Annotated in this window: 22 protein-coding genes; 10 read left to right on the forward strand and 12 right to left on the reverse strand. The window is 60.9% G+C overall.

The window, feature by feature from the left end; translation table 11 throughout:
• Nucleotides 1-142 precede the first annotated feature (142 nt).
• Nucleotides 143-2032 carry an MFS transporter gene (locus JT360_RS15590; protein WP_214472530.1) on the forward strand — a complete coding sequence of 630 codons (1890 nt, stop codon included), beginning with the start codon at nt 143-145 and terminating at the stop codon, nt 2030-2032.
• 79 nt (nt 2033-2111) lie between these two features.
• Here the strand turns inward: JT360_RS15590 and JT360_RS15595 are convergent, their stop codons facing one another.
• Complete coding sequence (locus JT360_RS15595; protein ID WP_214472531.1) at nt 2112-2303, reverse strand: DUF2735 domain-containing protein; 192 nt, start codon at nt 2301-2303, stop codon at nt 2112-2114.
• A gap of 316 nt (nt 2304-2619) precedes the next feature.
• Here JT360_RS15595 and JT360_RS15600 point away from each other — a divergent pair, with 316 nt between their 5' ends.
• Entirely contained in the window at nt 2620-3660 is a 1041-nt protein-coding gene (locus JT360_RS15600; protein WP_214472532.1) for a glutamine synthetase beta-grasp domain-containing protein, read from the forward strand.
• A gap of 144 nt (nt 3661-3804) precedes the next feature.
• On the opposite strand, the gene JT360_RS15605 is transcribed toward JT360_RS15600, so the two are convergent.
• The 3 genes from JT360_RS15605 to JT360_RS15615 all read right to left on the reverse strand — a co-directional run bounded on the left by JT360_RS15605 (nt 3805) and on the right by JT360_RS15615 (nt 6409).
• A complete protein-coding gene (locus JT360_RS15605; RefSeq protein ID WP_214472533.1) occupies nt 3805-3951 on the reverse strand; it encodes a hypothetical protein in 147 nt (48 codons plus the stop codon).
• A 648-nt stretch (nt 3952-4599) separates the two neighbouring features.
• Nucleotides 4600-6009: a type I glutamate--ammonia ligase gene (glnA, locus tag JT360_RS15610; RefSeq protein WP_006205431.1), complete on the reverse strand. Its 1410-nt coding sequence runs from the start codon at nt 6007-6009 to the stop codon at nt 4600-4602.
• A 61-nt stretch (nt 6010-6070) separates the two neighbouring features.
• Nucleotides 6071-6409: a P-II family nitrogen regulator gene (locus JT360_RS15615; protein ID WP_006205430.1), complete on the reverse strand. Its 339-nt coding sequence runs from the start codon at nt 6407-6409 to the stop codon at nt 6071-6073.
• Between the two features lie 357 nt (nt 6410-6766).
• Here JT360_RS15615 and JT360_RS15620 point away from each other — a divergent pair, with 357 nt between their 5' ends.
• Entirely contained in the window at nt 6767-8296 is a 1530-nt protein-coding gene (locus tag JT360_RS15620; RefSeq protein WP_214472534.1) for an NAD(P)H-hydrate dehydratase, read from the forward strand.
• A 13-nt stretch (nt 8297-8309) separates the two neighbouring features.
• Here the strand turns inward: JT360_RS15620 and JT360_RS15625 are convergent, their stop codons facing one another.
• Nucleotides 8310-9842, reverse strand: a complete 1533-nt coding sequence (locus tag JT360_RS15625; RefSeq protein WP_214472535.1) for an acyl-CoA carboxylase subunit beta — start codon at nt 9840-9842, stop codon at nt 8310-8312.
• Nucleotides 9843-10246: 404 nt separating this feature from the next.
• Between JT360_RS15625 and JT360_RS15630 the strand changes: the two genes are divergently transcribed.
• Nucleotides 10247-11671 carry a DEAD/DEAH box helicase gene (locus tag JT360_RS15630; protein ID WP_214472536.1) on the forward strand — a complete coding sequence of 475 codons (1425 nt, stop codon included), beginning with the start codon at nt 10247-10249 and terminating at the stop codon, nt 11669-11671.
• A 105-nt stretch (nt 11672-11776) separates the two neighbouring features.
• Here the strand turns inward: JT360_RS15630 and JT360_RS15635 are convergent, their stop codons facing one another.
• Both JT360_RS15635 and JT360_RS15640 read right to left on the reverse strand, forming a co-directional pair.
• Nucleotides 11777-12751: an alpha/beta hydrolase gene (locus tag JT360_RS15635; RefSeq protein WP_214472537.1), complete on the reverse strand. Its 975-nt coding sequence runs from the start codon at nt 12749-12751 to the stop codon at nt 11777-11779.
• Between the two features lie 93 nt (nt 12752-12844).
• On the reverse strand, nt 12845-13666 hold the full coding sequence (locus JT360_RS15640) for an SDR family oxidoreductase (RefSeq protein ID WP_214472538.1): 822 nt from the start codon (nt 13664-13666) through the stop codon (nt 12845-12847).
• A gap of 222 nt (nt 13667-13888) precedes the next feature.
• Between JT360_RS15640 and JT360_RS15645 the strand changes: the two genes are divergently transcribed.
• Nucleotides 13889-14923, forward strand: coding sequence for a cysteine synthase A (locus JT360_RS15645; protein ID WP_214472539.1), 1035 nt, complete (start codon nt 13889-13891; stop codon nt 14921-14923).
• Nucleotides 14923-15666, forward strand: a complete 744-nt coding sequence (locus JT360_RS15650; protein ID WP_214472540.1) for an alanyl-tRNA editing protein — start codon at nt 14923-14925, stop codon at nt 15664-15666. Before JT360_RS15645 ends, JT360_RS15650 begins: the two co-directional genes overlap by 1 nt.
• Nucleotides 15667-15731: 65 nt before the next feature.
• Here JT360_RS15650 and JT360_RS15655 read toward each other — a convergent pair whose 3' ends face one another.
• Together JT360_RS15655 and JT360_RS15660 are read right to left on the reverse strand one after the other, a co-directional pair.
• Complete coding sequence (locus JT360_RS15655) at nt 15732-16532, reverse strand: alpha/beta fold hydrolase (RefSeq protein ID WP_214472541.1); 801 nt, start codon at nt 16530-16532, stop codon at nt 15732-15734.
• Nucleotides 16533-16602: 70 nt separating this feature from the next.
• A complete protein-coding gene (locus tag JT360_RS15660) occupies nt 16603-17502 on the reverse strand; it encodes an Lpg1974 family pore-forming outer membrane protein (RefSeq protein WP_214472542.1) in 900 nt (299 codons plus the stop codon).
• Nucleotides 17503-17720: 218 nt separating this feature from the next.
• On the opposite strand from JT360_RS15660, the gene JT360_RS34080 reads away from it, so the two are divergent.
• The gene (locus JT360_RS34080) at nt 17721-18923 is read left to right on the forward strand and encodes a cytochrome P450 (protein WP_214472543.1); all 1203 of its coding nucleotides are present in this window, start codon (nt 17721-17723) and stop codon (nt 18921-18923) included.
• Nucleotides 18924-18932: 9 nt separating this feature from the next.
• Here JT360_RS34080 and JT360_RS15670 read toward each other — a convergent pair whose 3' ends face one another.
• Genes JT360_RS15670 through JT360_RS15680 form a run of 3 tightly spaced genes read right to left on the reverse strand, consistent with a single transcriptional unit; the run spans nt 18933 to nt 21053 of the window.
• Nucleotides 18933-19721 carry a Stf0 family sulfotransferase gene (locus JT360_RS15670; RefSeq protein ID WP_214472544.1) on the reverse strand — a complete coding sequence of 263 codons (789 nt, stop codon included), beginning with the start codon at nt 19719-19721 and terminating at the stop codon, nt 18933-18935.
• Between the two features lie 34 nt (nt 19722-19755).
• Entirely contained in the window at nt 19756-20622 is an 867-nt protein-coding gene (locus JT360_RS15675) for an alpha/beta fold hydrolase (protein WP_214472545.1), read from the reverse strand.
• Nucleotides 20622-21053: a hypothetical protein gene (locus JT360_RS15680; protein WP_214472546.1), complete on the reverse strand. Its 432-nt coding sequence runs from the start codon at nt 21051-21053 to the stop codon at nt 20622-20624. The genes JT360_RS15675 and JT360_RS15680 overlap by 1 nt, the downstream gene beginning before the upstream one ends.
• A 198-nt stretch (nt 21054-21251) precedes the next feature.
• Here JT360_RS15680 and sseA point away from each other — a divergent pair, with 198 nt between their 5' ends.
• The 3 genes from sseA to JT360_RS15695 all read left to right on the forward strand — a co-directional run bounded on the left by sseA (nt 21252) and on the right by JT360_RS15695 (nt 23321).
• Nucleotides 21252-22133: a 3-mercaptopyruvate sulfurtransferase gene (gene sseA / locus JT360_RS15685; RefSeq protein ID WP_214472547.1), complete on the forward strand. Its 882-nt coding sequence runs from the start codon at nt 21252-21254 to the stop codon at nt 22131-22133.
• Between the two features lie 5 nt (nt 22134-22138).
• Nucleotides 22139-22702, forward strand: a complete 564-nt coding sequence (locus JT360_RS15690) for a GNAT family N-acetyltransferase (protein WP_214472548.1) — start codon at nt 22139-22141, stop codon at nt 22700-22702.
• 106 nt (nt 22703-22808) lie between these two features.
• The gene (locus JT360_RS15695) at nt 22809-23321 is read left to right on the forward strand and encodes a DUF1203 domain-containing protein (RefSeq protein ID WP_214472549.1); all 513 of its coding nucleotides are present in this window, start codon (nt 22809-22811) and stop codon (nt 23319-23321) included.
• Nucleotides 23322-23467: the final 146 nt, after the last annotated feature.

Consider the following 23467-nt stretch of genomic DNA (forward strand, 5'->3'; position numbering starts at 1 on the left):
ATAATCCCAAAGGCGCTCTGCCGTTGGCGGGCGCTTTCTGTCATTTTTTCGGTGATGGCTTGGCATTTCCGAGTCCGCGTTCGGAGGAGAGCGCGGACATGGCGCTCAGCATCGAGGACAGGTCTCACGGGAGGAGAACTCAATGGCAATTGCATCGACCGCCGGCGGAACGAGCCGCGGCATGACGCGGGAAGAGAAGAAGGTCATCTTCGCTTCCTCGCTCGGCACTGTTTTCGAATGGTACGACTTTTATCTCTACGGCTCGCTGGCGGCCTTCATAGGCTCGACCTTTTTCAGCCCGACCATTCCCGAAGCTACGCGTAACATTTTCGCATTGCTGGCCTTTGCCGCCGGCTTCCTGGTGCGCCCGTTCGGCGCGCTGCTGTTTGGCCGCATCGGCGACCTCGTCGGCCGCAAATACACGTTCCTCGTCACCATGACGATCATGGGCCTGTCGACCTTCCTGGTCGGTCTGCTCCCTGGCTATGCGACGTTGGGTATCGCGGCTCCCATGATCCTGATCATCCTGCGCATGCTGCAGGGCCTGGCGCTCGGCGGCGAATATGGCGGCGCGGCGACCTATGTCGCCGAGCACGCGCCTGACGACCGCCGCGGCTTCTACACGTCATGGATCCAGACGACGGCGACGCTCGGCCTGTTCCTGTCGCTGATCGTCATCCTGATCGTTCAAGGATCGTTGAGCAAGGAAAGCTACGCTGCCTGGGGCTGGCGCATTCCGTTTATCGTCTCCTTCCTGCTGCTCGCCGTTTCGATCTGGATCCGCTTGTCTCTCTCTGAATCTCCGACCTTCAGGAAGATGAAGGAAGAAGGAAAGGGCTCCAAGGCGCCGCTCTCGGAAGCCTTCGGTCAGTGGAAGAACGCCAAGATCGCACTGCTGGCGCTGCTTGGCCTCACCGCCGGCCAAGCCGTGGTCTGGTACAACGGCCAATTCTACGCACTGTTCTTCCTGCAGAACGTGCTGAAGGTCGATGCACAGTCGGTCAACATCATGATCGCGATTGCGCTGGCTATCGGCTCGATCTTCTTCGTCGTGTTCGGCTGGCTGTCCGACAAGATCGGCCGCAAGCCGATCATCATGGCGGGTCTCGCACTCGCCATCGTTTGCACTTTCCCGCTGTTCAAGGCACTGACCTGGGCCGCCAATCCTGCGCTCGCCAAGGCACAGCTGAGCACGCGGGCAACGGTAACGGCAGCGCCGGGCGACTGCAGGTTCCAGTTCAATCCGGTCGGCACCGCCAAGTTCACGACGTCTTGTGACATCGCGACTTCGTTCCTGACCAAGAACTCGGTTCCCTATGATGTTGTGTCGACCGCTCCGGCCGGAACGGCTGCGTCCGTCAAGATCGGCAACGAGACGGTGGAATCCTACGACGCCGTTGCCGTCGGCGACCAAGCCAAGGCCAAGGACGCCGCCTTCGTCAAGGCCGTCAATATGTCGCTGCAGGACGGCGGTTATCCGCTGAAGCGCGCGGCGATCAAGGTCGCGGACCAGAAGCTCGATGCCTTCGTCGCGGCCAATCCGGAACTGAAGCTCGACGCGGCCGCTATCCGCGACGGCGAGAAGGCCACGGTTGCGACCGATAAGGCGGTCGCCGACAAGCTGTTGACCAAGGACGAGGCCGCAGGCGCGCCCGAAGTCACCGTCTACAACATACCGGGCGGCGGCCCCTTCGCCATGTTCGCCGATCCGGCGGCTGTAAACTGGCCGATGACGATTGGCATCCTGTTCATCCTGGTGCTGTTCGTGACCATGGTCTATGGCCCAATCGCGGCGATCCTGGTCGAGATGTTCCCGACCCGCATCCGCTACACTGGCATGTCTCTGCCCTATCACATCGGCAATGGCTGGTTCGGCGGTTTGCTGCCGGCGACGGTGTTCGCGCTTAGTGCCTATAAGGGCGACATCTACTACGGTCTCTGGTATCCGGTGGTGATCGCCGCCATCACGCTCGTCATCGGCATGATCTTCGTCAAGGATACGCTTGGCACCGATCTGCACGCCAAGGAGTAGCCGACGAACATCGGCCAACAGAAAGCCCGGCGTGAGCGATCACGCCGGGCTTTTCATGTCTGAGACCTGAAGAAGCGGATCAGCTCTTGCGCTGGTTTTCTTCCTCGATGGCCACTTCGTGGTACCAGCCGTCAAAATCGGCGTGCGTGTCACGCAACGACGCAAGCTCTGCCGCGAATTTGGCCTTCGCGCCTAAATTTGAGGCAGACTTGCGTGCTGCCAGAGGGAACATCAGAATTTTTGCCGACGGACGGGAGTGGACGATTTCCATGGGCGATCTCCTTTCTTCTTCAGGAGCTTGTCGATTCAGCTTCTTCAGAAGATAAGCCCTGCGATTCCTTTAGGCAATATGCCCACGAAAAGATCAGTATTTGCATAATATTTGTGCATGATGTGCGTTTGACTGGTCCGTATCCAATGATGAGGCGGCTCAGCAAATTCAACGCGACGTCCCCGCCATTTTGCCGCACCTGCCAAGACCCGAGTGGCACACGAATTGCATTTTAGTAATCGGCAGCGCCGGCTGCCGACGGCGGACGCATGTCGACGCCGTTTGGTGTTCGGTGATCAAGCAACGAGAGGCTAGAATGACGAAATACAAGCTCGAGTACATTTGGCTCGATGGATACACTCCGGTCCCCAACCTTCGCGGCAAGACGCAGATCAAGGAATTCGCCGAATTCCCGACGCTCGAACAGCTGCCGCTGTGGGGCTTCGACGGTTCCTCGACCATGCAGGCCGAGGGGCGCAGCTCCGATTGCGTGTTGAAGCCGGTGGCGCTTTACCCGGATCCGGCCCGCACCAATGGCATTCTGGTCATGTGCGAGGTCATGATGCCCGATGGCGTCACGCCCCATGCCTCCAACAGCCGTGCGACCATTCTCGATGATGAGGATGCCTGGTTCGGCTTCGAGCAGGAGTATTTCTTCTACAAGGACGGCCGTCCGCTCGGCTTCCCGGAGAGCGGTTATCCCGCGCCGCAGGGCCCGTACTACACCGGCGTCGGCTACAAGAATGTCGGCGACGTCGCGCGCAAGATCGTCGAAGAGCATCTCGACCAATGCCTTGCGGCCGGCATCAACCATGAGGGCATCAACGCCGAAGTGGCCAAGGGTCAGTGGGAATTCCAGATTTTCGGCAAGGGCTCCAAAAAGGCCGCCGACCAGATCTGGATGGCGCGTTACCTGCTTCTGCGCCTGACCGAGACATACGGCATCGACATCGAGTTCCACTGCAAGCCGCTTGGCGACACCGACTGGAACGGCTCGGGCATGCACTGCAATTTCTCGACCAAGTTCATGCGCGAAGTCGGCGGCAAGGCCTATTTCGAGGCTCTGATGGCACAGTTCGACAAGAACCTGATGGACCACATCGCCGTCTACGGCCCGGACAATGACAAGCGCCTGACCGGCAAGCACGAGACCGCGCCATGGAACAAGTTCAGCTATGGCGTCGCCGATCGTGGCGCGTCGATCCGCGTGCCGCACTCCTTCGTCAAGAATGACTACAAGGGCTATCTCGAAGACCGTCGCCCGAACTCCCAGGGCGACCCCTACCAGATCGCCTCCCAGGTGCTGAAGACGATCTCGGAGGTTGCGACCGACGCATCGGTTTCAGCTGCTGCCTGATTGTTTTCGCGAGGCGGGCCATCAATGTCCCGCAACCGGAGAGTTCGGTAACAAAAAGCCCCGGCGGGGAAAAACGCCGGGGCTTTTTTGTTATGTGCCCTCTGAATGCGCCAGTCGCCGTCAGCCGGCGACAGCTCCGCGCGTTCAGCGCGGCAACCACCTTCGCGTGGGGCAAAGCAGGCGTACGTTGCCGTCGCGGCCGATCATGTCGCTGTTGGCGACGAGCGCGTTGAGCACCGCCTCCTCGGCTGCATAGAAATCGTCCATATGGCTGCGTGGGATGAAGTCCATATGGCCGTGCCGAACGGCGGCGATTTGAATACCCCCAAAAAAAGTCAGGTTGAAAAGGATCGAGCAAGTTCGCCGGACGGAGGGGCTTTTGGCTGACGCCCTTTGCCACCTCTGGTGCCATGCGTTCCCAAGTTCGTTGGAAAAGCCCGGAAAACAGCCTGTTCCCGCTCATCCGTACACCAACAATCCCAATATAAGCCTCTGTTCATGCATCGAAATCGGCGATCCATGCGTCCGGCTGGCGGCGTTGACAGATCACACTGCGGCATGCGTATTCGGGGGCTTGGGGTTACGCTAAAGCGATGCTGTTCGAACGGGGCGGGGGTTTCTGAACGACGGCATTGGCGGGGGCGCCGGACGAGCGGGCATTGCAGCCTGAGGCAGTGTGCCGCTCGCTCCTGGCGATTGATTGCGCCCTGGAGCCGTCCGTCAACGTGCCCGCAATGGCTGAATGCTGCGACCCCTGAGTTGCGCCTTCCGATGACGGCCACAATTCAGGCAAGACCAAACGATCCCTAACCAAAAGCAATCGACCCCCTGGCGCGTGGCTGATCACACGCGATCCATCGATGAAGTATTATGGGCAGCAAAAAGGCCCTTGAAGGCGGAAATCCTTCAAGGGCCTCGCAACGCTATGCGACCAGGTTCTTACACCGAGTAATACATGTCGTACTCGACCGGATGCGGGGTCATTTCGAAGCGCATCACTTCGGCCATTTTCAGTTCGATGTAGCTGTCGATCTGGTCGTCGTCGAAGACACCACCGGCCTTCAGGAAGCCGCGGTCCTTGTCGAGGCTCTGCAGCGCTTCACGCAGCGAGCCGCAGACGGTCGGGATCTTCTTCAGCTCCTTCGGCGGCAGGTCGTAGAGATCCTTGTCCATCGGCTGGCCGGGGTGGATCTTGTTCTTGATGCCATCGAGGCCGGCCATCAGCATGGCGGCGAAGGCGAGATAGGGGTTCGCGCCCGGATCGGGGAAGCGGACCTCGACGCGCTTGGCCTTCGGCGACGAGCCGAACGGGATGCGGCAGGAGGCCGAGCGGTTGCGCGCCGAATAGGCGAGCAGCACCGGCGCTTCATAGCCTGGCACCAGACGCTTGTAGGAGTTGGTCAGCGGGTTGGTGAAGGCATTGATCGCCTTGGCGTGCTTGATGATGCCGCCGATGTAGAACAGGCAGCTCTCCGAAAGGCCGGCATATTCATTGCCGGCGAAGGTCGGCTTGCCACCCTTCCAGATCGACTGGTGGACATGCATGCCCGAGCCATTGTCGCCGAAGATCGGCTTTGGCATGAAGGTGGCCGTCTTGCCGTAGGCGTTGGCCACCTGGTGCACGACATACTTGTAGATCAGCATCTTGTCGGCGTTCCGGACCAGCGTGTCGAACTTGATGCCGAGTTCGTGCTGCGCGGCGGCGACCTCATGGTGGTGCTTTTCGACGCGCACGCCCATTTCGGCAAGCACGGTCAGCATCTCGGAGCGCATGTCCTGCGCGGAATCGATCGGCGGCACCGGGAAATAGCCGCCCTTGATGCGCGGGCGGTGGCCGAGATTGCCGGTCTCGTAGTCGGTGTCGTCATTCGACGGCAATTCGGTGGAATCGAGCCTGAAGCCGGTGTTGTAGGGATCGGCCTTGTACTTGACGTCGTCGAACACGAAGAACTCGGCTTCCGGGCCGACATAGATGGTGTCGCCGATGCCTTCCGACTTCATGTAGGCCTCGGCCTTCTTGGCCGTGCCGCGCGGATCGCGGTTGTAGGATTCGCCCGAAACCGGATCCAGGATGTCGCACAGGATGACCATGGTCGACTGCGCGAAGAACGGATCCATGTGGACCGTGTCCGGATCGGGCATCAGCACCATGTCGGACTCGTTGATCGCCTTCCAGCCGGCAATAGAGGAGCCGTCAAACATCACGCCATCGGCGAACATGTCTTCTTCGACCTCGACGACATCCATCGTCACGTGCTGCAGCTTGCCCTTCGGGTCGGTGAAGCGCAGGTCGACGAATTTCACGTCGTTGTCCTTGATCTGCTTCATGATGTCTTTGGCAGTCGTCATGTCATGTATCCCTGTGTGATGACGTTTTTTGATGGATGACGTTTTGAGGGGGATGGTCGCGTCAGACGGCATCCATTCCGGTTTCGCCGGTGCGGATGCGCACGACTTCCTCGATATTGGAGACGAAGATCTTGCCGTCGCCGATACGGCCGGTCTGGGCCGCCTTGCGGATGGCCTCGATCGCGCCTTCGACCGCATCGTCGCCGAGCACGACCTCGATCTTCACCTTGGGCAGGAAATCAACGACATATTCGGCGCCGCGGTAGAGTTCGGTATGGCCTTTCTGGCGTCCGAAGCCTTTGGCTTCCGTCACGGTGATGCCTTGCAGTCCGGCCTCCTGAAGCGCTTCCTTCACTTCGTCCAGCTTGAATGGCTTGATGATCGCTTCGATCTTTTTCATGTAAAATGTGGCCTCCACTGCCAAAAAAACGGGTTGTGAGCCCCCGCTTGCGCCTCCATCAAGCACGAACTGTGCCAATTCGAGGGATTCGAAGCGGTCTCATACGATTTCAAAGCCCCATCGTGCCGGGATGCAAATTCGCGTCATCCACTGCGCCGGATGCGGCACCGGCCATCGGAGCCTATACAGTGCCAATGGGTGTGACGGCACAATAATTGGGCATATCGCCTAAACGACAGGCATTTTTCGCCTGCAATGCCTCCCATCCGGGGCAATACGATCGCCGTCGCGCCAACTCCTTTGTTTGCTTCGGATCGAAAACTGGACAATGCTTGATCGAATGCGGATCGGCAATCCATGAGCGAAGAACTTCTTACTTCCGCCGAAATGGGCGAAGCGGACCGGCTGACGATTGCCGCCGGTCCAGTCGACGGTATCGGCCTGATGCGCCGTGCCGGCGAGGCGGTGACGGCAGAGATTCTCAAACGCTATCCGGCGGCAACGCACGTCCATGTGCTCTGCGGGCCCGGCAACAATGGCGGCGACGGCTATGTCGCCGCCCGTATCCTGGCCGGCAGCGGCGTCGACACGACGATCTGGGCGTCGGGTGCGCCGAGGCCGCGAAGCGACGCTGCACTCGCCGCCGCGGAGTGCCCGATCCAGCCTCGGCCGCTGTCCGGATTTGAAGCCGAGCCCGGCGCGATCGTGGTCGACGCTCTCTACGGGGCAGGGCTGTCCAAGCCGCTGTCCGGCGATGTCGCTAGGGCTGTCGATCTCGCTGCCGATCGGCATTTGCAGGTTGTCGCGGTCGATCTGCCCTCCGGCGTTTCCGGCGACAGTGGCAAGGTGCTTGGCAAGGCATTTGACGCCGAAATCACAGTGACCTTCGCTCGCAAGAAGCCTGGCCATCTGCTCCTGCCGGGCCGAGAGCGATGCGGCGAGATCGTGCTCGCCAATATCGGCATTGGCGACGACATCATTGCGCGGCTCCAGCTTCAGACGTTCGAGAATACGCCGGCACACTGGCTGCGCGATTTCCCGGTGCCGGCTGTCGATGCGCATAAATATAAACGCGGCCATGCCGGGGTCTTTTCCGGTGGGCCGAGCGCCACCGGGGCGGCGCGGCTGTCGGCGCTCGCCGCGGCCCGAAGCGGGGCAGGGGCGGTGACCGTGCTGTCGCCGGGGAATGCCATGCAGGTCAATGCTGCCCATCTGACCTCGATCATGCTGCGCAAGACCGATGACGTCTCTGACATCGAGGAGTTTGTCGCCGAACGCCGGCCGTCGGTCTTTGTCCTCGGGCCTGGCTTTGGCGTCGGCGAAAAGACGCGGACCTTTGGGCTAACACTCCTCGCCTCCGGCCAGTCACAGGATGCTGCCGCACCGGTCGACGGCCTTGTGTTCGACGCCGACGCGATCACGTCGTTTCGTCAGGCGCCGGACGTGTTGTTCGAAGCCGCGCGCCGGCAAAACGCGCCAGCGTTGGTGATGACGCCGCATGAAGGAGAATTCGCGAGACTATTTCCCGACATCGCCGGCGACAATGCCTCGTCCAAGTTGGACAAGGCGCGAGCGGCGGCCGCACGTGCCAATGTCATTATTGTCTACAAGGGCGCCGATACGGTAATCGCCGCGCCCGATGGCCGAGCGGCGATCAACAGCAACGGCGCGCCGTGGCTGGCCACCGCAGGGTCGGGCGACGTGTTGGCCGGCATCCTCGCCGGGCTGCTGGCGCAAGGTATGCCGGCGTTCGAAGCCGCCTGTGCGGCGGTGTGGATCCATGCCGAGGCCGGCAGCCGGTTCGGACCCGGGCTGATCGCAGAGGACTTGCCGCTGGCGATGGTGCCGGTGCTGCGCGAACTGGTTGCGGCTCAAGGCGAACGCTGACCCGTCAGGCGCCTCACAGCGGGATGTTGTCGTGCTTCTTCCAGGGGTTTTGCATGTCCTTGTTGCGCAGCATCCTGAGCGCCCGCGCGATGCGGCGGCGGGTCGAGTGCGGCATGATCACCTCGTCGATATAACCGCGCTCGGCGGCGACGAATGGTGACAGGAAGCGATCCTCGTAAGTCTTTGTATAGGCTGCGATCTTTTCCGCGTCGCCAATGTCCTTGCGGTAGATGATCTCGACCGCGCCCCGGGCGCCCATCACCGCGATCTGCGCCGTTGGCCAGGCATAATTCATGTCGCCGCGCAGATGTTTCGACGCCATCACGTCATAGGCGCCGCCATAGGCTTTTCGGGTGATGACGGTGATCTTCGGCACGGTCGCTTCGGCGTAGGCGAACAGGAGTTTGGCGCCGTGCTTGATGAGCCCGCCATACTCCTGCGCCGTGCCGGGCAGGAAACCAGGAACATCGACGAAGGTGACGATCGGAATGGAAAAACAGTCGCAGAAGCGCACGAAGCGCGCCGCCTTGCGGCTGGCATCGGAATCGAGCACGCCCGCCAGCACCATCGGCTGGTTGGCGACGAAGCCGACCGTGCGGCCCTCGACGCGGCCGAACCCGGTGACGATGTTCTTCGCGAAATTCTGCTGGATCTCGAAGAAGTCGCCCTCGTCGGCGACCTTCAAGATCAATTCCTTGATATCGTAAGGCTTGTTGGCATTGTCGGGGATCAGCCGGTCGAGCGACAAATCATGGTCGGTGACCGACTGGTAGCATTCGATCTCGGGAATCTCCGATGTGTTGGACGCGGGCAAAAGATCGACCAGTCGGCGCATCTGCAACAGCGCCTCGACGTCATTGTCATAGGCGCCGTCGGCGATCGAGGATTTCGTCGTGTGGACGGAGGCGCCACCGAGGCTCTCGGCGGTGACCGTTTCGTTGGTGACGGTCTTCACCACATCCGGTCCGGTGACGAACATGTAGGAGGTATCGCGCACCATGAAGATGAAATCGGTCATGGCGGGCGAATAGACGTCGCCACCGGCGCACGGACCCATGATGACGGAAATCTGCGGAATGACGCCCGAGGCAAGCACGTTGCGCTGGAAGATCTCGGCATAGCCGCCAAGTGCCGCAACGCCCTCCTGGATGCGCGCGCCGCCGGCATCGTAGAGGCCGATGATCGGCGCGCGGTTGCGCAGCGCCATCTCCTGCACCTTGATGACCTTCTCGGCATGGGCTTCCGACAGCGAGCCGCCGAACACGGTGAAATCCTTGGCGAAAAGGTAGACCGGGCGGCCGTTGACAGTACCCCAGCCGGTGACGACGCCATCGCCGGCGATCTTGGTCTTCTCCATGCCGAAATCGGTCGAGCGGTGCTCGACATACATGTCGAATTCCTCGAACGAGCCCTCGTCGAGAAACACCTCGATGCGTTCGCGCGCGGTGAGCTTGCCCTTCTTGTGCTGTGCATCGATGCGGGCCTGACCACCACCCATGCGGGCAATGTCGCGCCGGCGCTCGAGTTCCTTCAGCACGTCCTTCATTGCTTGGTCCCCAAAAACGAAAAGCTCCGTTTGTGGTAATGATGCCCTTCGGTCAGCGCAAGCGTCGCACGACTTTTGCTGCGCTGCAACATGGCGCCCCTTGCATTCCAGGGTAAACTCAGCCATATGCAACCCATAGGCGCTTGGGCCGGGAGATTCCGGCCTTCTCGACAAATGAGACTGGTTGCGTCTGTTTTCCCTCTTTCCGGTATATCGGCCCTCTTTCCGGTACACCACAAGCGGCGAAAAAGCCCCGTGGCATGATGCCTGCGGGCACGACAGCGCAGCCGAGTGGACGTTTACGTCCGCCCGCCTTGTCGTTTCATATCAAATTTTTCGACGGCAGGTTGCGCCCTGCCGCCATTGACGTTTGCGGCCAAGAGGCCGCGTGAAAGAAGATTATTTTGACCAACGAAAACACTTTGCCCGGCAACGACACCGCGGAACTCTCCGGTTTCGCAGCGCTGGGAATTACAGGTGCGCTGCTCAAGGCCACCCACAATGCCGGTTTCACCGAACCGAAGCCGATCCAGATGCAGGCGATCCCGCCGCAGCTGGAAGGCCGTGACATCTTCGGCATTGCTCAGACGGGCTCCGGCAAGACCGCTGCCTTTGCGCTGCCGATCCTGTCGAAGATCATCGCGCTCGGCACGAAGCGGCGCGCCAAGACGACCCGCGCGCTCATCCTGGCGCCGACCCGCGAACTCGCGGTGCAGATCGAGGACACCATCAAGATCCTTGCCAAGGGCGCGCATGTCTCCACGGCACTCGTGCTGGGCGGCGTGTCCCGCTTCAGCCAGGTGAAGAAGGTTGCCCCCGGCGTCGATATCCTCATTGCCACGCCCGGCCGCTTGACCGACCTGGTGCGCGAGGGTGACCTCATCCTCTCCGACACCAAATGGCTGGTGCTGGACGAGGGTGACCGCATGCTGGACATGGGCTTCATCAACGACGTCAAGCGCATCGCCAAGGCGACCGCGCCTGATCGTCAGACGGCCCTGTTCTCGGCCACCATGCCGGATGAGATCGCCGAGCTCGCCAAGGGCCTGCTGAAAAACCCGGTTCGCATCGAAGTTTCGCCGCAAAGCACCGCCGCCGCCGAGATCGTGCAGGGTGTCGTCTTCGCCCGCACCAAGCAGAAGCGCCAGGTGCTGTCGACGATGCTCGCCGACGAGGCGATGAGGTCCGTGATCATCTTTTCGCGCACCAAGCATGGCGCCGACCGCGTGACCAAGGATCTCGAGCGCGACGGCTTCAAGGCCTCCGTCATTCATGGCAACAAGTCGCAGAATGCCCGTCAGAAGGCGCTGAACGATTTTCGCGATGGATCGGTGCGCATCCTGGTCGCGACCGATATCGCGGCGCGCGGCATCGACGTGCCGGGCATCAGCCATGTCGTGAATTTCGACCTGCCGGATGAAGCCGAAAGCTACGTCCACCGCATCGGCCGCACCGGCCGCAACGGCATGGACGGCATCGCGATCACTCTTTGCGATCCTTCGGAAAACAGCAAGCTGCGCCAGGTCGAGCGCATCATCCGCACCAAGCTGCCAATCGTTGCCGACCATCTCGGAAGCCCCGATCCGCAGCGCAATCCGGCTGAAAAGAACGAGCGCTTCGAACCCGCCAACGATCGCAATGATCGCAATGGCCGTCGCGACGGCCGTCGGCCGGGCGGTGAGAAGAAGCAGAACCACGGCTTCGGCAAGAAGCGCTTCGGCGACAAGCCGGTCTTCGCCGGTGAACGCAAGCCGGAAGGCGCCAAACCCTTCAAGGGCAACAACAAGCGCCGCTTCGGCGGCAAGCGGCCGGCGGCGCGGGCCGCGTAAGCCGCACCGCGTCGTAATCGGCCAGGCTCAGGGCTGACCGACCGCTGCCAATGACAAAGAAGGGCGGCTGAAGCGTTGCTTCGGCCGCCCTTTGTCGTTTGCGCCTTACTTCACCACCGCTTCGATCCAGACGGCGATTCTCTGTGCGAGAAACGCCGTGGTCGATGGCGACAGTGCATTGCCGGCAATGACATGATTGTCTGGGTCGCCGGTGTCGTCGACCGGAACCAGTTCGTGCGGTGCGCCCCAGCGCCTGGCGATTTCGCGGGTGCGGTCGGGTCGCACCACCCTGTCCGAATCCGAGAAGATGAACAAAGCAGGGATGGTCGCCTTCTCCACCGGAGCGTCATAGGCAAGTTCCGTCAGTGCCTGCATCGGCATCGTCGCCGCGATCGGATATTTGGTGGTCCAGAATTTCTCGTGCAGCGCGTTGCGCGGCACGAAGCTGCGCTCCTTGCCGGCGACGAGTTCGGCGATCTGTTTGCCCCATGGCATGGTCAGGATCTCCGCGCCGGATGCCTTCACGCCGAAATTGGGCGAAATGAATGCGATCGCCGCCACCCCGTCCGATGCGCCGGGCTGCGTCGCCGCCCATGCCGCCAGCGAGCCGCCGGTCGAGGTCGAGATGACGATCACCTTGTCGCCGATCGCCCGGCCGACGGCGAGCGCCTCCTCATAGTCGTTGATCCAGGCATTGACGCTGCCTTGCGTCATCGTCGCGCCGTCCTGGCCGTGCCCGGTGAGGCGGGTGTAGAACAGGTTGGCGTCGAGCTGGTCGGCTACGTCATCGGGCAGGGGGCGAACCTCGCCCTTTGAAGCCGAGAAGCCGTGGATATAGACGATCGACAGCGGCGTCTTGGCATGCACCATCGGGTTGGCCCAGACGATCTCCTTCTCCAGCCCGTCACGGATTCCCGGCACCGTGGCTTCCACCTTCGCCACATAGGCCTGCGGATCGTCACCGATGACGGAAGGATCGAAACGGATCGTGGTGTCGACGGGGACGCGTGGACCAAATACGAAGGCGAGTGCAACGGCGGCGATCAAGCCCAGCACAGCAAGCACGATCCGTCGCCCCATCGCAGACTCCACGCAACACCGCTCAACCTATGGCGGTGGCGGTGAACAGGCAACGGCCGTTCAGGCAGCCAAACCACCAATCCTGTGGGCATACTATTGATTGGGCGGTTTGCGCTCGTAATGCAGCGGCCGTGCCTTCCAGCTGGTCGTCAAGCTGATCACCCATCGGCATATCGGCCTCGGCAGCAGGCCGAGAAATTTCAACGGCCAGCTCGTCCGGTACGGAAAGGTGACTTCAAAGCCGCCGGACTTGATGCCCCGCACCATGCGGCGCGTCGCCCGGCTGACCGGCATCAGCCCCGGCATCGGCAGCATGTTCTTTTCGGTCAGCGGCGTGTCGACAAAACCGGGGTTTATCACCTGGACGCGGATATTCATCTTGTCGAAATCGTACTTCAGCGACTCGGCCAGGATGTTGATCGCCGCCTTCGTGCCGCCATAAGCGGCCGTGGTCGGCCAGCCGAAATAGGCGGTGACCGATCCGACGAGCACGACATGGCCGCGCGCCCGCACCCGCATGTGTTCCACGACTGGCACCAGCCCATTGATGATGCCGAAATAATTGACCTCGAAGGACCGGCGAAAGTCCTTGACGACGAGAGCCTCTCCAGGCGTCGAAATGTAGTTTCCCGCATTGAAGACGGCGAGGACGATGGGGCCAAGCTCCTTCTCGATCGCGGCAACCGTTCTTGCCATGCGCGCCTCGTCGGTGACGTCGCACGGAAACGCCGTGACGCTGCCCGGCATCTGCGCGGTCTCGACGATGAGCGTGTCGATAGGATCATCGTCCAGTGCCGTTACCGCCACCGCGTAGCCCTGGGACGCCAGATCCCTGGCCAGCGAGCGGCCGATACCACTGCTGCCGCCCGTGACCCAGGCGACGCCGTGTTTCGGATCGGCCCGATAGAGTGTCATGCTGCGCCCCGTCGAGTTGTTGGTGCTCTGCTCTAGCGGTCAAGAAATCGAATGGAAAGAGTGCTTCCGACTACAGGTGCAAATGAGCTATGCGATTCAAGCCGGGTTTTGAGCGCAGATGCGCAGCAGTGCCGGAAATGCGACTGGACCAGACGAATTCTTGCCTTGAAACCGAAGCTTCGGGTTTCTAGGGTTTCGGCGCACGCACACAAGGAATCCTGAATGCCCCGTTCTGTGATCGACGCGATCGGCAACACGCCTCTGATCCGCCTCAACAAGGCTTCCGAAGAAACCGGCTGCGAGATCCTGGGCAAGGCCGAATTCATGAATCCGGGGCAATCGGTCAAGGATCGCGCCGGCCTGTTCATCATCCGCGACGCCGAACAGCGCGGCCTGTTGAAGCCGGGCGGTGTCATCGTCGAGGGGACGGCCGGCAATACGGGCATCGGGTTGACGCTGGTTGCCAAGGCGCTGGGATACCGCACCGTAATCGTCATCCCGGACACGCAGAGCCAGGAAAAGAAGGACACGATCAGGCTGCTCGGCGCCGAACTGATCGAAGTGCCGGCCGTGCCTTACAAGAACCCCAACAATTACGTGAAACTGTCGGGCCGGCTGGCTGAGCAGATGGCCAGGACCGAGCCGAACGGCGCCATCTGGGCCAACCAGTTCGACAATGTCGCTAACCGCGACGGACATATCCGCACCACGGCGCAGGAAATCTGGGCTCAGACCGGCGGCAAGGTCGACGGCTTTGTCTCGGCGGTCGGTACGGGCGGCACGCTTGCCGGTGTCGCTTTCGGGCTGAAGGCCAAGCGCAAGGACGTCAAAATCGCACTCGCCGATCCGCTGGGGGCCGCGCTCTACAGTTTCTACACCAGCGGCGAATTGAAGTCCGAGGGCAGCTCGATCACCGAAGGCATCGGGCAAGGGCGCATCACCGCCAATCTCGAAGGGTTTACGCCGGACTTCTCCTTCCAGATCAAGGACGAGGACGCACTGCCGATCGTCTTCGATCTCATCCAGGAGGAAGGTCTTTGTGTCGGCGGCTCGACCGGCATCAACATTGCCGGCGCGATCCGGCTGGCCAGGGAATTGGGACCCGGCCACACCATCGTCACCATGCTTTGCGACTACGGCACACGCTATCAGTCGAAACTGTTCAATCCGGAATTCCTGCGCGAGAAGAACCTGCCGATACCGGGCTGGATGGAACTGCAGAGCAAGATTTCGGTGCCGTTCGAAAAGGTCGCGTGATGGCGCACAAGACGGAAGCGCTGTTTCGCGACGATGCCTATCTCAGCACGGCGGATGCGACGATCGTTGATGTCAACGACCGTGGCGGCATCATTCTCGACCGGACGATCTTCTACGCCACCTCGGGCGGCCAGCCGGGAGACACTGGTATGTTGGAGTGCGCCGACGGCAGCCGCATTGCCATTGCCTCCACCATATCAGGTGAAACCAAGGACGAGATCATCCATGTGCCGGCGCCGGAACAGGCTGCCCTGGCGGTTGGCGAGCGGGTGAAACTCGCCATCGATTGGCAACGGCGGCATCTTTTGATGCGCATGCACGCGGCTTGCCATTTGCTTACCGTCGTCTGTCCCTTTCCAATCACGGGTGCGTCGGTTTCCGAGGAGGACAGCCGGGTCGATTTTGACATTCCGGATGCCAGCTTCACCAGGGAAGACGTGACCGCGAGCCTGATGGATCTGGTGCGTGCCGATCATCCCATTTTCACCAGGCTGATCAGCGATGAGGAACTCGCCGCCAACCCTGGCCTGGTGAAGTCCAAGAATGTGCGGCCGCCGGTTGGCACCGGCAAGATCCGCCTGGTCTGCATTGGTGAGAATGGCGCGGTGGATAGCCAGCCCTGCGGCGGCACGCATGTGAAAAGCACCGGCGAGATCGGCGAAATCCACATCGGCAAGATCGAGAAGAAGGGCCGCGAGAACAGGCGCTTCCGCATCCGTTTCGGTTCGATGCCAGCGAACTGAGGTGCGTTAGCGCAGACCTTTTCGTGCTCTCCTAAGGGATTGCGAGCATCTGACGTTGCGAGAATCTAACCAAAGTGACGGAAACTGGAAGGCGCTCGCCCTACCCACGCTTCGATCTGCTCTGTTACGAACTTGGCTGCCTTATGGTGGATGAAGTGGCCGGCGCCAGGCAATGCCACCAGCGCAGTCACGTTGTCGACCTCGCGGAATGTGCCATCGAAAGCGCTGGCCGGAACATAGGGATCGTCGGTGCCGAACAGCACAAGGGTTGGCGCCTTGACGAGAGGCAGTTGGCCAATATCAGGCACTCTGCCAAGCGGTATGTTGGCCCTGTAATAGCCCAGCATCGCCTCCGGATCGGATCGTTTGAGCGAGTCCACCAGAGACTGCCTGTCCTGTGGATCGGTAACCCAGGTGGCGAGATCGTCAATGTCCAGCATCTGGGCTGCGCCCGGTACCTGGAAACGGCGTATGTATCCGGTGATCTCGGCATTGGCCGGGTCGGCAATGGCGCGCAGATGGTTGCGCGGGTGCGGCGTCGACAACAGGACGAGATGGCGCACGACCTGCGGCACTCGTATGGCCAGCCACCATGCGATGATACCGCCCCAGTCGTGGCCGACAATGGCAGCCTGGTTCAGCTTTTCAGCCGCGAGAACAGCTAGCACGTCGTTGATGAGGTTCGTCAGCACATAGTTGCCGTAGCCCTGTGGAGCATCGCTTTTTCCGAAGCCCCGCAGGTCCGGCGCGATCACGCGATAGCGGCCGCAAAGCGCTTCCATCTGCCGGCGCCAGCCCATCCCGTGATCGGGAAAGCCGTGCAGAAAAACGATCGGCGGGCCAGAGCCCGCCGCCGTGTAGTGCAATCTGACGTTGCCGTTGACCGCGATCCTGGACTCGAACACTGCCCCCGAGCTCACCGAATGCCGGTCGCCGTCACATCTTGACTTCAAGGCGAAGGAACGGGCCGTGGAAGGTCTGGCTGCTGCTGTCCGAGTTGACAAGCAGATTGTGCCACTGCTCGATCTTGTAGCCGGCGGTAAACGTGGCGCCGGCGAGGGGCATCCAGCTCAAACCGGCCGAGGCGTCGACGTTGGTGACTGTCTGGCTGGAGGAATGGCTCGCCAGTGTAAAGGACTCTTGCCCATCCGGGTTGGTACCCGTGATATTTGCGCCGACACGGTCGTTGCGCCGACCCCACATGACGGAGCCGGAAACCGCGCCTGTCAGACCCCAGGTTTCGCCAAGCGGATAATAAGCCTCGGCGCCGACACGCGGGCCGACGCCCCAATATTCCGACGATCCGACCTTATCGGCTGAGAGCCCCTTGTCGGCCGGATCGTCCGGGGTGAAGCTTTCGGAGATGTCAGCTCTTTCATCCGAATGCACCAGGCGCAGACCGCCAAAGAAGCGGATATCGGCAGCCTGAACCTTGACGTGCTTGCCAACGTCGAAATCGAACGCCTGGAAATTGTAATCGTCACCGAAACCTATAGTCGTTGTGCCCGGATTGCCGAACTCGGTGTCCGGGCCGCTGAGATCGTACGACCGCTTCTTCCCAATGTGAAACGCGCCTGCAAGGCGCCAGTCCATGTCCGAAGAAATCTGCTTGGTCAGCGCGACCGAGCCTGAGAAGTCACCGTTGCTGTTTCCAAGCTTGTCGGTGCCGCCGGTCTTGTCGTCCTGGTGGACGTTGTTTTGAAAGAACGCGCCCTCGAAGGCGATCTTGACTCGTGAATCGATAACCGACTGGTCCGCGACCTTCGCATCCTCCGCGTGCGCGACAGCTACGCCCGCCGAAGTTACCGAAGCAGCGGAGGCCGCGACAGTCGCCAACAATTTACCAGGTGCCCGAGCCCGCATACTTAACCCCCGTGTAGAATCTTGCCCCAAATCCAACATTGCAGACATAACCTAACGGCACATTACAGCAAGTCCGGCCGCAACTTTATAGAGTTGTGTTGCGGCTTTGCCACATTGCCTCGGTGGCGCCGTTGGACAGATGTGGTAAGCGTCGCGCTGGGCTGGCCGAGCTTCGGCTGACAGGGGGTTTGGTGGACAATCCAGCGCAAATCGAAAGCGTGCTCAACAATCTTGTCTATGCGCTTTTCGCCCAGAGCGGGCAGGTGGGGTTGAACGGGAAGGCCCGAGATCTCGGCAATCTCACTGTCTTCGACGATCCCGAGGCCGTTGATGTCATCGTCAAGGCGCCGGAGCTCTTCCGAAAGAACTTCTCCCTGATCTCGGCCCTCGGCTTCAGCCGTTTCAATACCAATGACGACGACTGGTCCGTCCGGCGCGCTCTCACCCAGGAAATCTACCTGGCGGCCGCCAGGCCAGCGCAGCAGCAACCCGTGGCGGAAATCTATGCCGCCAGTCTTTCCGGCAGCGACGCTACGCTGCCGGCGATTCAGCAAGCACTGTTTGCTGCATCGATGACGATATTTTACCGGGCTTTCGGCCTTGTGCCCGACATAGCGGCTACGCTCTTGCTGCTCGACAGGGTGCGCAATGTGTTGAGGCGTCTTCAATATTATTCCTGGGTGACCCCGACGAACGCCGAACGCGCGAATGCAATCCAGGATGCCCGCATGGTGATTGCCGATTTTGCATCGCTGCTGATGGCGGATCGTCGGGCGGCCGCCGAGATGGATCGCTTTAGACGTGAGGCCCGCGACGTTGAAGGCTTTTCGCCGGTGGAAGAGTTTGTCATGAACTTCTTCGCCGGCGTTGAGACAACGGTGACAACAGCACTTTGGGTGATTGACCGTCTTGGAGCCAACCAGCAGGTGCAGGAGCGCATCCACGCTGAGCTTCTCTCAGGCCAGGCGCAGACACCGTACACCGATTGCTTGATCAACGAGACGATGCGTTACTTCCCTCCCATACCTTTTCTGACACGCGAAGTCGGCGCCGACATCTCGCTTGACGGCCGGGACCTGCGCGCCGGGCAGTTGATCATGGTTTCGATCATCGGCGTCCATCAGCATCCCGCCTTCTGGGAAAACCCGCGCACCTTCGACGCAAGCCGCAAGGAATTCATCGAGAACAGCTTCGACCGACGGGCGTTCATTCCGTTTCTCACCGGACCCCGCATGTGCGGTGGCGCGCGTCTCGGCCGGCTGGAAGTCAAGGAGGCGGTTCTGGCGTTGGCCCGCCAGTTCGTCTTCAGCCGTGCCGACGATGTGATTCGATTCGACTATGCGTTGGCGCTGCGTCCATCGGAGGGGTCTTCGGTCAGTGTTTCCCGGCGATGACGCGCAAGGTCAGGTATGTTCCCGCCAGAACCGTCGGATAAACTCCCCGAATTGTCTTCCGATCATGGTTTTGAACTCGACATCATGCGCGTAGCGCTTGCCTGTCGATATTGCTTTCGACTTAAAATCGAAGCCCCCGAACCAGTTGCCCATCGTGGCTGATGCGTTTTCCTGCTGGTTCGCGATGAAGTCCTCGTAGCAGACGTGAGCCACTCTGCGGCCATCAAGAGTGTTCAGATAATTTTTCCATCTGATCTCGCTGTCGAAAATATGCTGCGCGGTAGCCCTGACGACCTTCTCGCTCAAACTTGGCACCGTGGGAATTCCAGGCAACGTCACCTGACTGTCGAACGGCTGTCCCGTATGCAGCACCGAGAGCAGACTTATGGTCTGATCCACCTTGTTTTTCCTTGAGAGGAAAACATAGAACGAATGGCTGTCATCATCGCCGATTGAATTGCGCGCGAATGGCAGGTTTTCAAAAAAAATCTTGGCGCCAAATACACCGTTCCGTGTTCTTTTCTCCAGGAGATGGCGGCCGTAAGCCGGCGCCTGCCGATCGAGTTTTTCAAGGTCCATTGCGTCGTCGGCCGACCAACGCCTCATTAATGGCAAGGCGTACTGCCACTGAAAATACTCAGTGGGTATTCCCAGGCCGAACTGCTGTAAGACCTGGCAATAGGCATGCCCGGCCGTTCGCGGGGTCGTGCAAACCAGGATCTTCGCGGGATTTTCGATTGAGCTTTGGCGATCATGGGTTGCCGCCATGTATTCGCTGTACAAATCGTCGAAATGCATTTCCGAACCAACCCAACCACGACACATCCAGTTTTCAGACAGCAGTCAGGAACCCCAGGATGAGCAGAGCCTGATCCAGCGTCATCAGCGATGGCGGGTCTCCCGCATCGATATTGTCGACAAGCCACAGATCGGGCCGTGCCAACCGCATGCGCTCGATGGCCTGCCGGTCGATGGCCTGGCTGGCGCGGCCGTACATCAGCAGCGTAGGTGCGTCGATCTTGGCGGCGATCGGGAACAGATCGTATTCGCGGCCGGTCATAGCCCCGAAATTTCCCGTAGTGGCCGGATCAAATGCAAGCCGGAAGCCATCCGGGCCGGTTGTGATCCTGTTCTCGATGTAGCGGTTGAACACCTTGTCCTCGATCGGCCGCACAACGTCGTTGGTGGCGCTCAGATAATTCTTGGCCGCCGCACGGGTCGGAAATGCAAGCGCGCTCTCTTTCAAAACCTCGTCTCTCATCGCGTCAACCTTGGGCCCACCAAGCATGGGCACATCGTTGAGAACGATTTTTGAAGCCTTGGAGCGGGTCATCTGCAGAAACAACAGCAGGATCGTGCCGCCCCACGAAGTGCCGATGAAGTGGTTCTCCGTACTCGCGAACTCGCCGAGCGCACGCAGGCATTTTGCGTAGACGTTGATGTCGTATCCTGAACCCAGATAAGCGCTGCGCCCGCGCCCCAGCAGGTCCGGGCAGATCACCAGGAAGCCGTTACGGCACAGGAAGGTGGCGAGGTAGTCGAAGTCGGCGCCATTGCCGGTGAAGGCATGCAGGCAGAAGACCGTCGCGCGCGGCGTGCCGGCAGGCCTCCAGATGCGCACGAACATTGCGGCATAGCGGTCATCCAGCCGGATGAGGATCTCTTGCGTCAGCGCCTCAGCGGAGTCGACCGATTGCATCAGAGGTCGCGCTTGCGGACGGCGCGCTTTACCGAGCCGCGATTGTCGATGAAGTCACGTTTCCAGAATACCGACTTGTCTAGGTTAATGAGCTTGGCTTTCTTGATCATCGGTAGGATGTGGGATGAGGACCTTGTCGCCAGCACCGTCACCGCGGTGGCATCGCCCCCAGGGAAGGGATTGAGTGGCCCGCCATTCGTCGCCCAGGCTTCGGCTATCTCACGGCTGGTCTGGATCCAGCCGACATAGGCGACGATTACGTCGTCGATCGAGCCGATCATGTGCGTCTGCTGATCCAATTGAAAACGCAGTGTCTTCACCATCAGGCCGAACTCATAGCCGTCGAAAGGCGGATAGTGCGCAATAAAGTTGCAGACGAGCCCGAGCGAAACCGGATTGCTCGGAACGTGGGAAAACAGAAGGCTGCTCATGTCGAGATTTTATTGACCCCGCCCGACCCAGATCATAACGATCAATCCGTACTCGCCACGAAACACGAACACAATCGGAATTACCGGACTGCCGTGGCTGATCACGCCGCATGTCCAACCGCATAATATCACAGGCTCGGATGCATCCGAATCACCGCGCTAAGCAGCGGTTGCCGAAGAGAAGCAGGAGAACCCAGAATGGCCGAAGACAGTCCTTTCACCGTCGACGCGGACTGGCTGCAGGGGCGCCTGGGCGAGCCTGGTCTGACGATCATAGACGCGTCCTGGTACCTGCCGGCGCAAAAGCGCGACGCGCGCGCCGAGTATAACGCAGCCCACATCCCAGGCGCCCGTTTCCTGGATCAGGATGCCGTATCGGATCCCGACGCTGCTTTGCCGCACACGCTGCCGTCACCGCAGCATTTTGCCCAATATGTCGGTGCCATGGGCGTCTCGGCCGACGACACCATCGTCGTCTATGATGGACCAGGCTTCTTTTCGGCTCCGCGCGCATGGTGGATGTTCCGGATCATGGGTGTCTTCCAGACCTATATTCTGGACGGCGGTTTCGACGGCTGGAAAGCGGCCGGCCGGCCGGTAACGGCCGAACCGACGAAAATCGCGCCAAGCGTATTCCACGCCAATTTCGACGCCGGTCGCGTCGCCAGCCTCGCCGACATGCGCCGGATCGTCGAGACCGGCGCCAGCCAGATCGCCGATGCCCGCGGACCGGGCCGCTTTACCGGCGCCGAACCTGAGCCTCGCCCGGGTATCCGCTCCGGTCACATGCCGGGCGCGCGCAATGTGCCGTACTCCGCACTGTCGGAAAACGGCATGCTGCTGTCGAAGGACCGTTTGCGCAAGGTGATCGAGGAGGCCGGCATTGACCTGTCGAAGCCTGTCGTCACATCTTGCGGCTCCGGTGTCACCGCCGCGGTGATCACCCTGGCGCTGGAGACGCTTGGCCACACCGACAACAGGCTCTATGACGGCTCATGGACCGAGTGGGGCGGGCTCTCCGACACGCCTGTCGCGACGGGCCCTGCGATGACCGGCCCCATGACGACCGGCAAGGAATGACTACGATGGAAAACGGCGTGTTGCAGGACATTGAAGTCACCGTGACTTTTCTCGAAATGCATGCCCCTCCCGCCGCCTCGCCGCCAATGCCCTACAACCGTCAGGTCGCGCTGCTGAAAACCAGGGACATTCCCTTGCATTTTTACCGCTACTTGATGGACCGGGTGGGGCGCAAATGGCACTGGGTGAATGTTCTCAGGCTGAATGATGAGGAGCTTGCGGCCGGTATCCACCGTGAGGATCGCGACATCAGGGTACTCTATCTCGATGGCGCGCCGGCCGGCTTCTTCGATCTCAAGCCGCATCTGCCGGAGGAAGTCGAACTTGCCTATTTCGGCATGATGGAGCATGCCACCGGGCAGGGCATTGGCCGCTGGTTCCTGGGCTCGGCGATCGCCGCCGCGTGGTCGTACGGACCAAAACGGGTGACGGTGCAGACCTGTACGCTCGACCATCCGGCGGCTCTGCCGCTCTACCAGAAGCTCGGTTTCAAGCCGGTCGCGCAGAAGAAGGAAACGGTACACCCGCTGCCTTTCGCAGAGCGCTCGGCCAGCGTCATGCGGCCGTGACCACGGCTACCAATATCCGGTCGGTGCTTCGGCACTTGGCATGAATCGGGTGGGAAGCGTCAGCCCGTGCCTATAATTTCCGGTCGACGACACCGGAGATTTCACCATGACCATCCAGTTCAAGGCTCTGCCGACCGAAAATGTCAGAGCGCTGCAGCGCGGCGGACCTGATGCCTACGGCCACACGCCCGAGCGCAGGATTTCCGATGGCGACGGCATGCCTTGCCGTCATTGTCTGAAGAACATTGCAGCCGGCGATGCCTACCTCACTCTGGCTTACCGGCCGTTTCCGAACCTTCAGCCCTATGCCGAAACCGGCCCGATCTTCCTGCACGCCGAGGAATGCGAGCGTGCCGCCGAGATCCAGGCGCTTCCCGAGATTCTCGAAAGTCCGGACTATATCGTGCGCGGCTATGGCAGGGACGACCGTATCGTCTACGGCAGCGGCGGTGTCATCCCGACCGAGGCAATTGCTAAGCGGGCCGAGACACTGTTCGAACGCGACGACATCGCCTATGTGCATGTCCGCTCGGCCCGCAACAACTGCTACCAGTGTCGGATCGAACGGCCTGAGCCGAAAAATGCAGGCAGGAACCCTGTCGTACTCCCGTCGCATTGACGCTGTAAAAGGCAATTGTCGATCGATTGGCCGACCGCGGATGAACCGGCGGCAATCTCGACATCGAGGAAGCGGGGCTTTGGCTCCGCTTTTTTGTTGGCTGCGCTTTGCGCGCAAAGAAAAAACCCGCCGGTGTGAACCGGCGG

The sequence above is a fragment of the Mesorhizobium sp. dw_380 genome, from assembly GCF_018588885.1.
Taxonomy (GTDB): Bacteria; Pseudomonadota; Alphaproteobacteria; order Rhizobiales; family Rhizobiaceae; genus Mesorhizobium.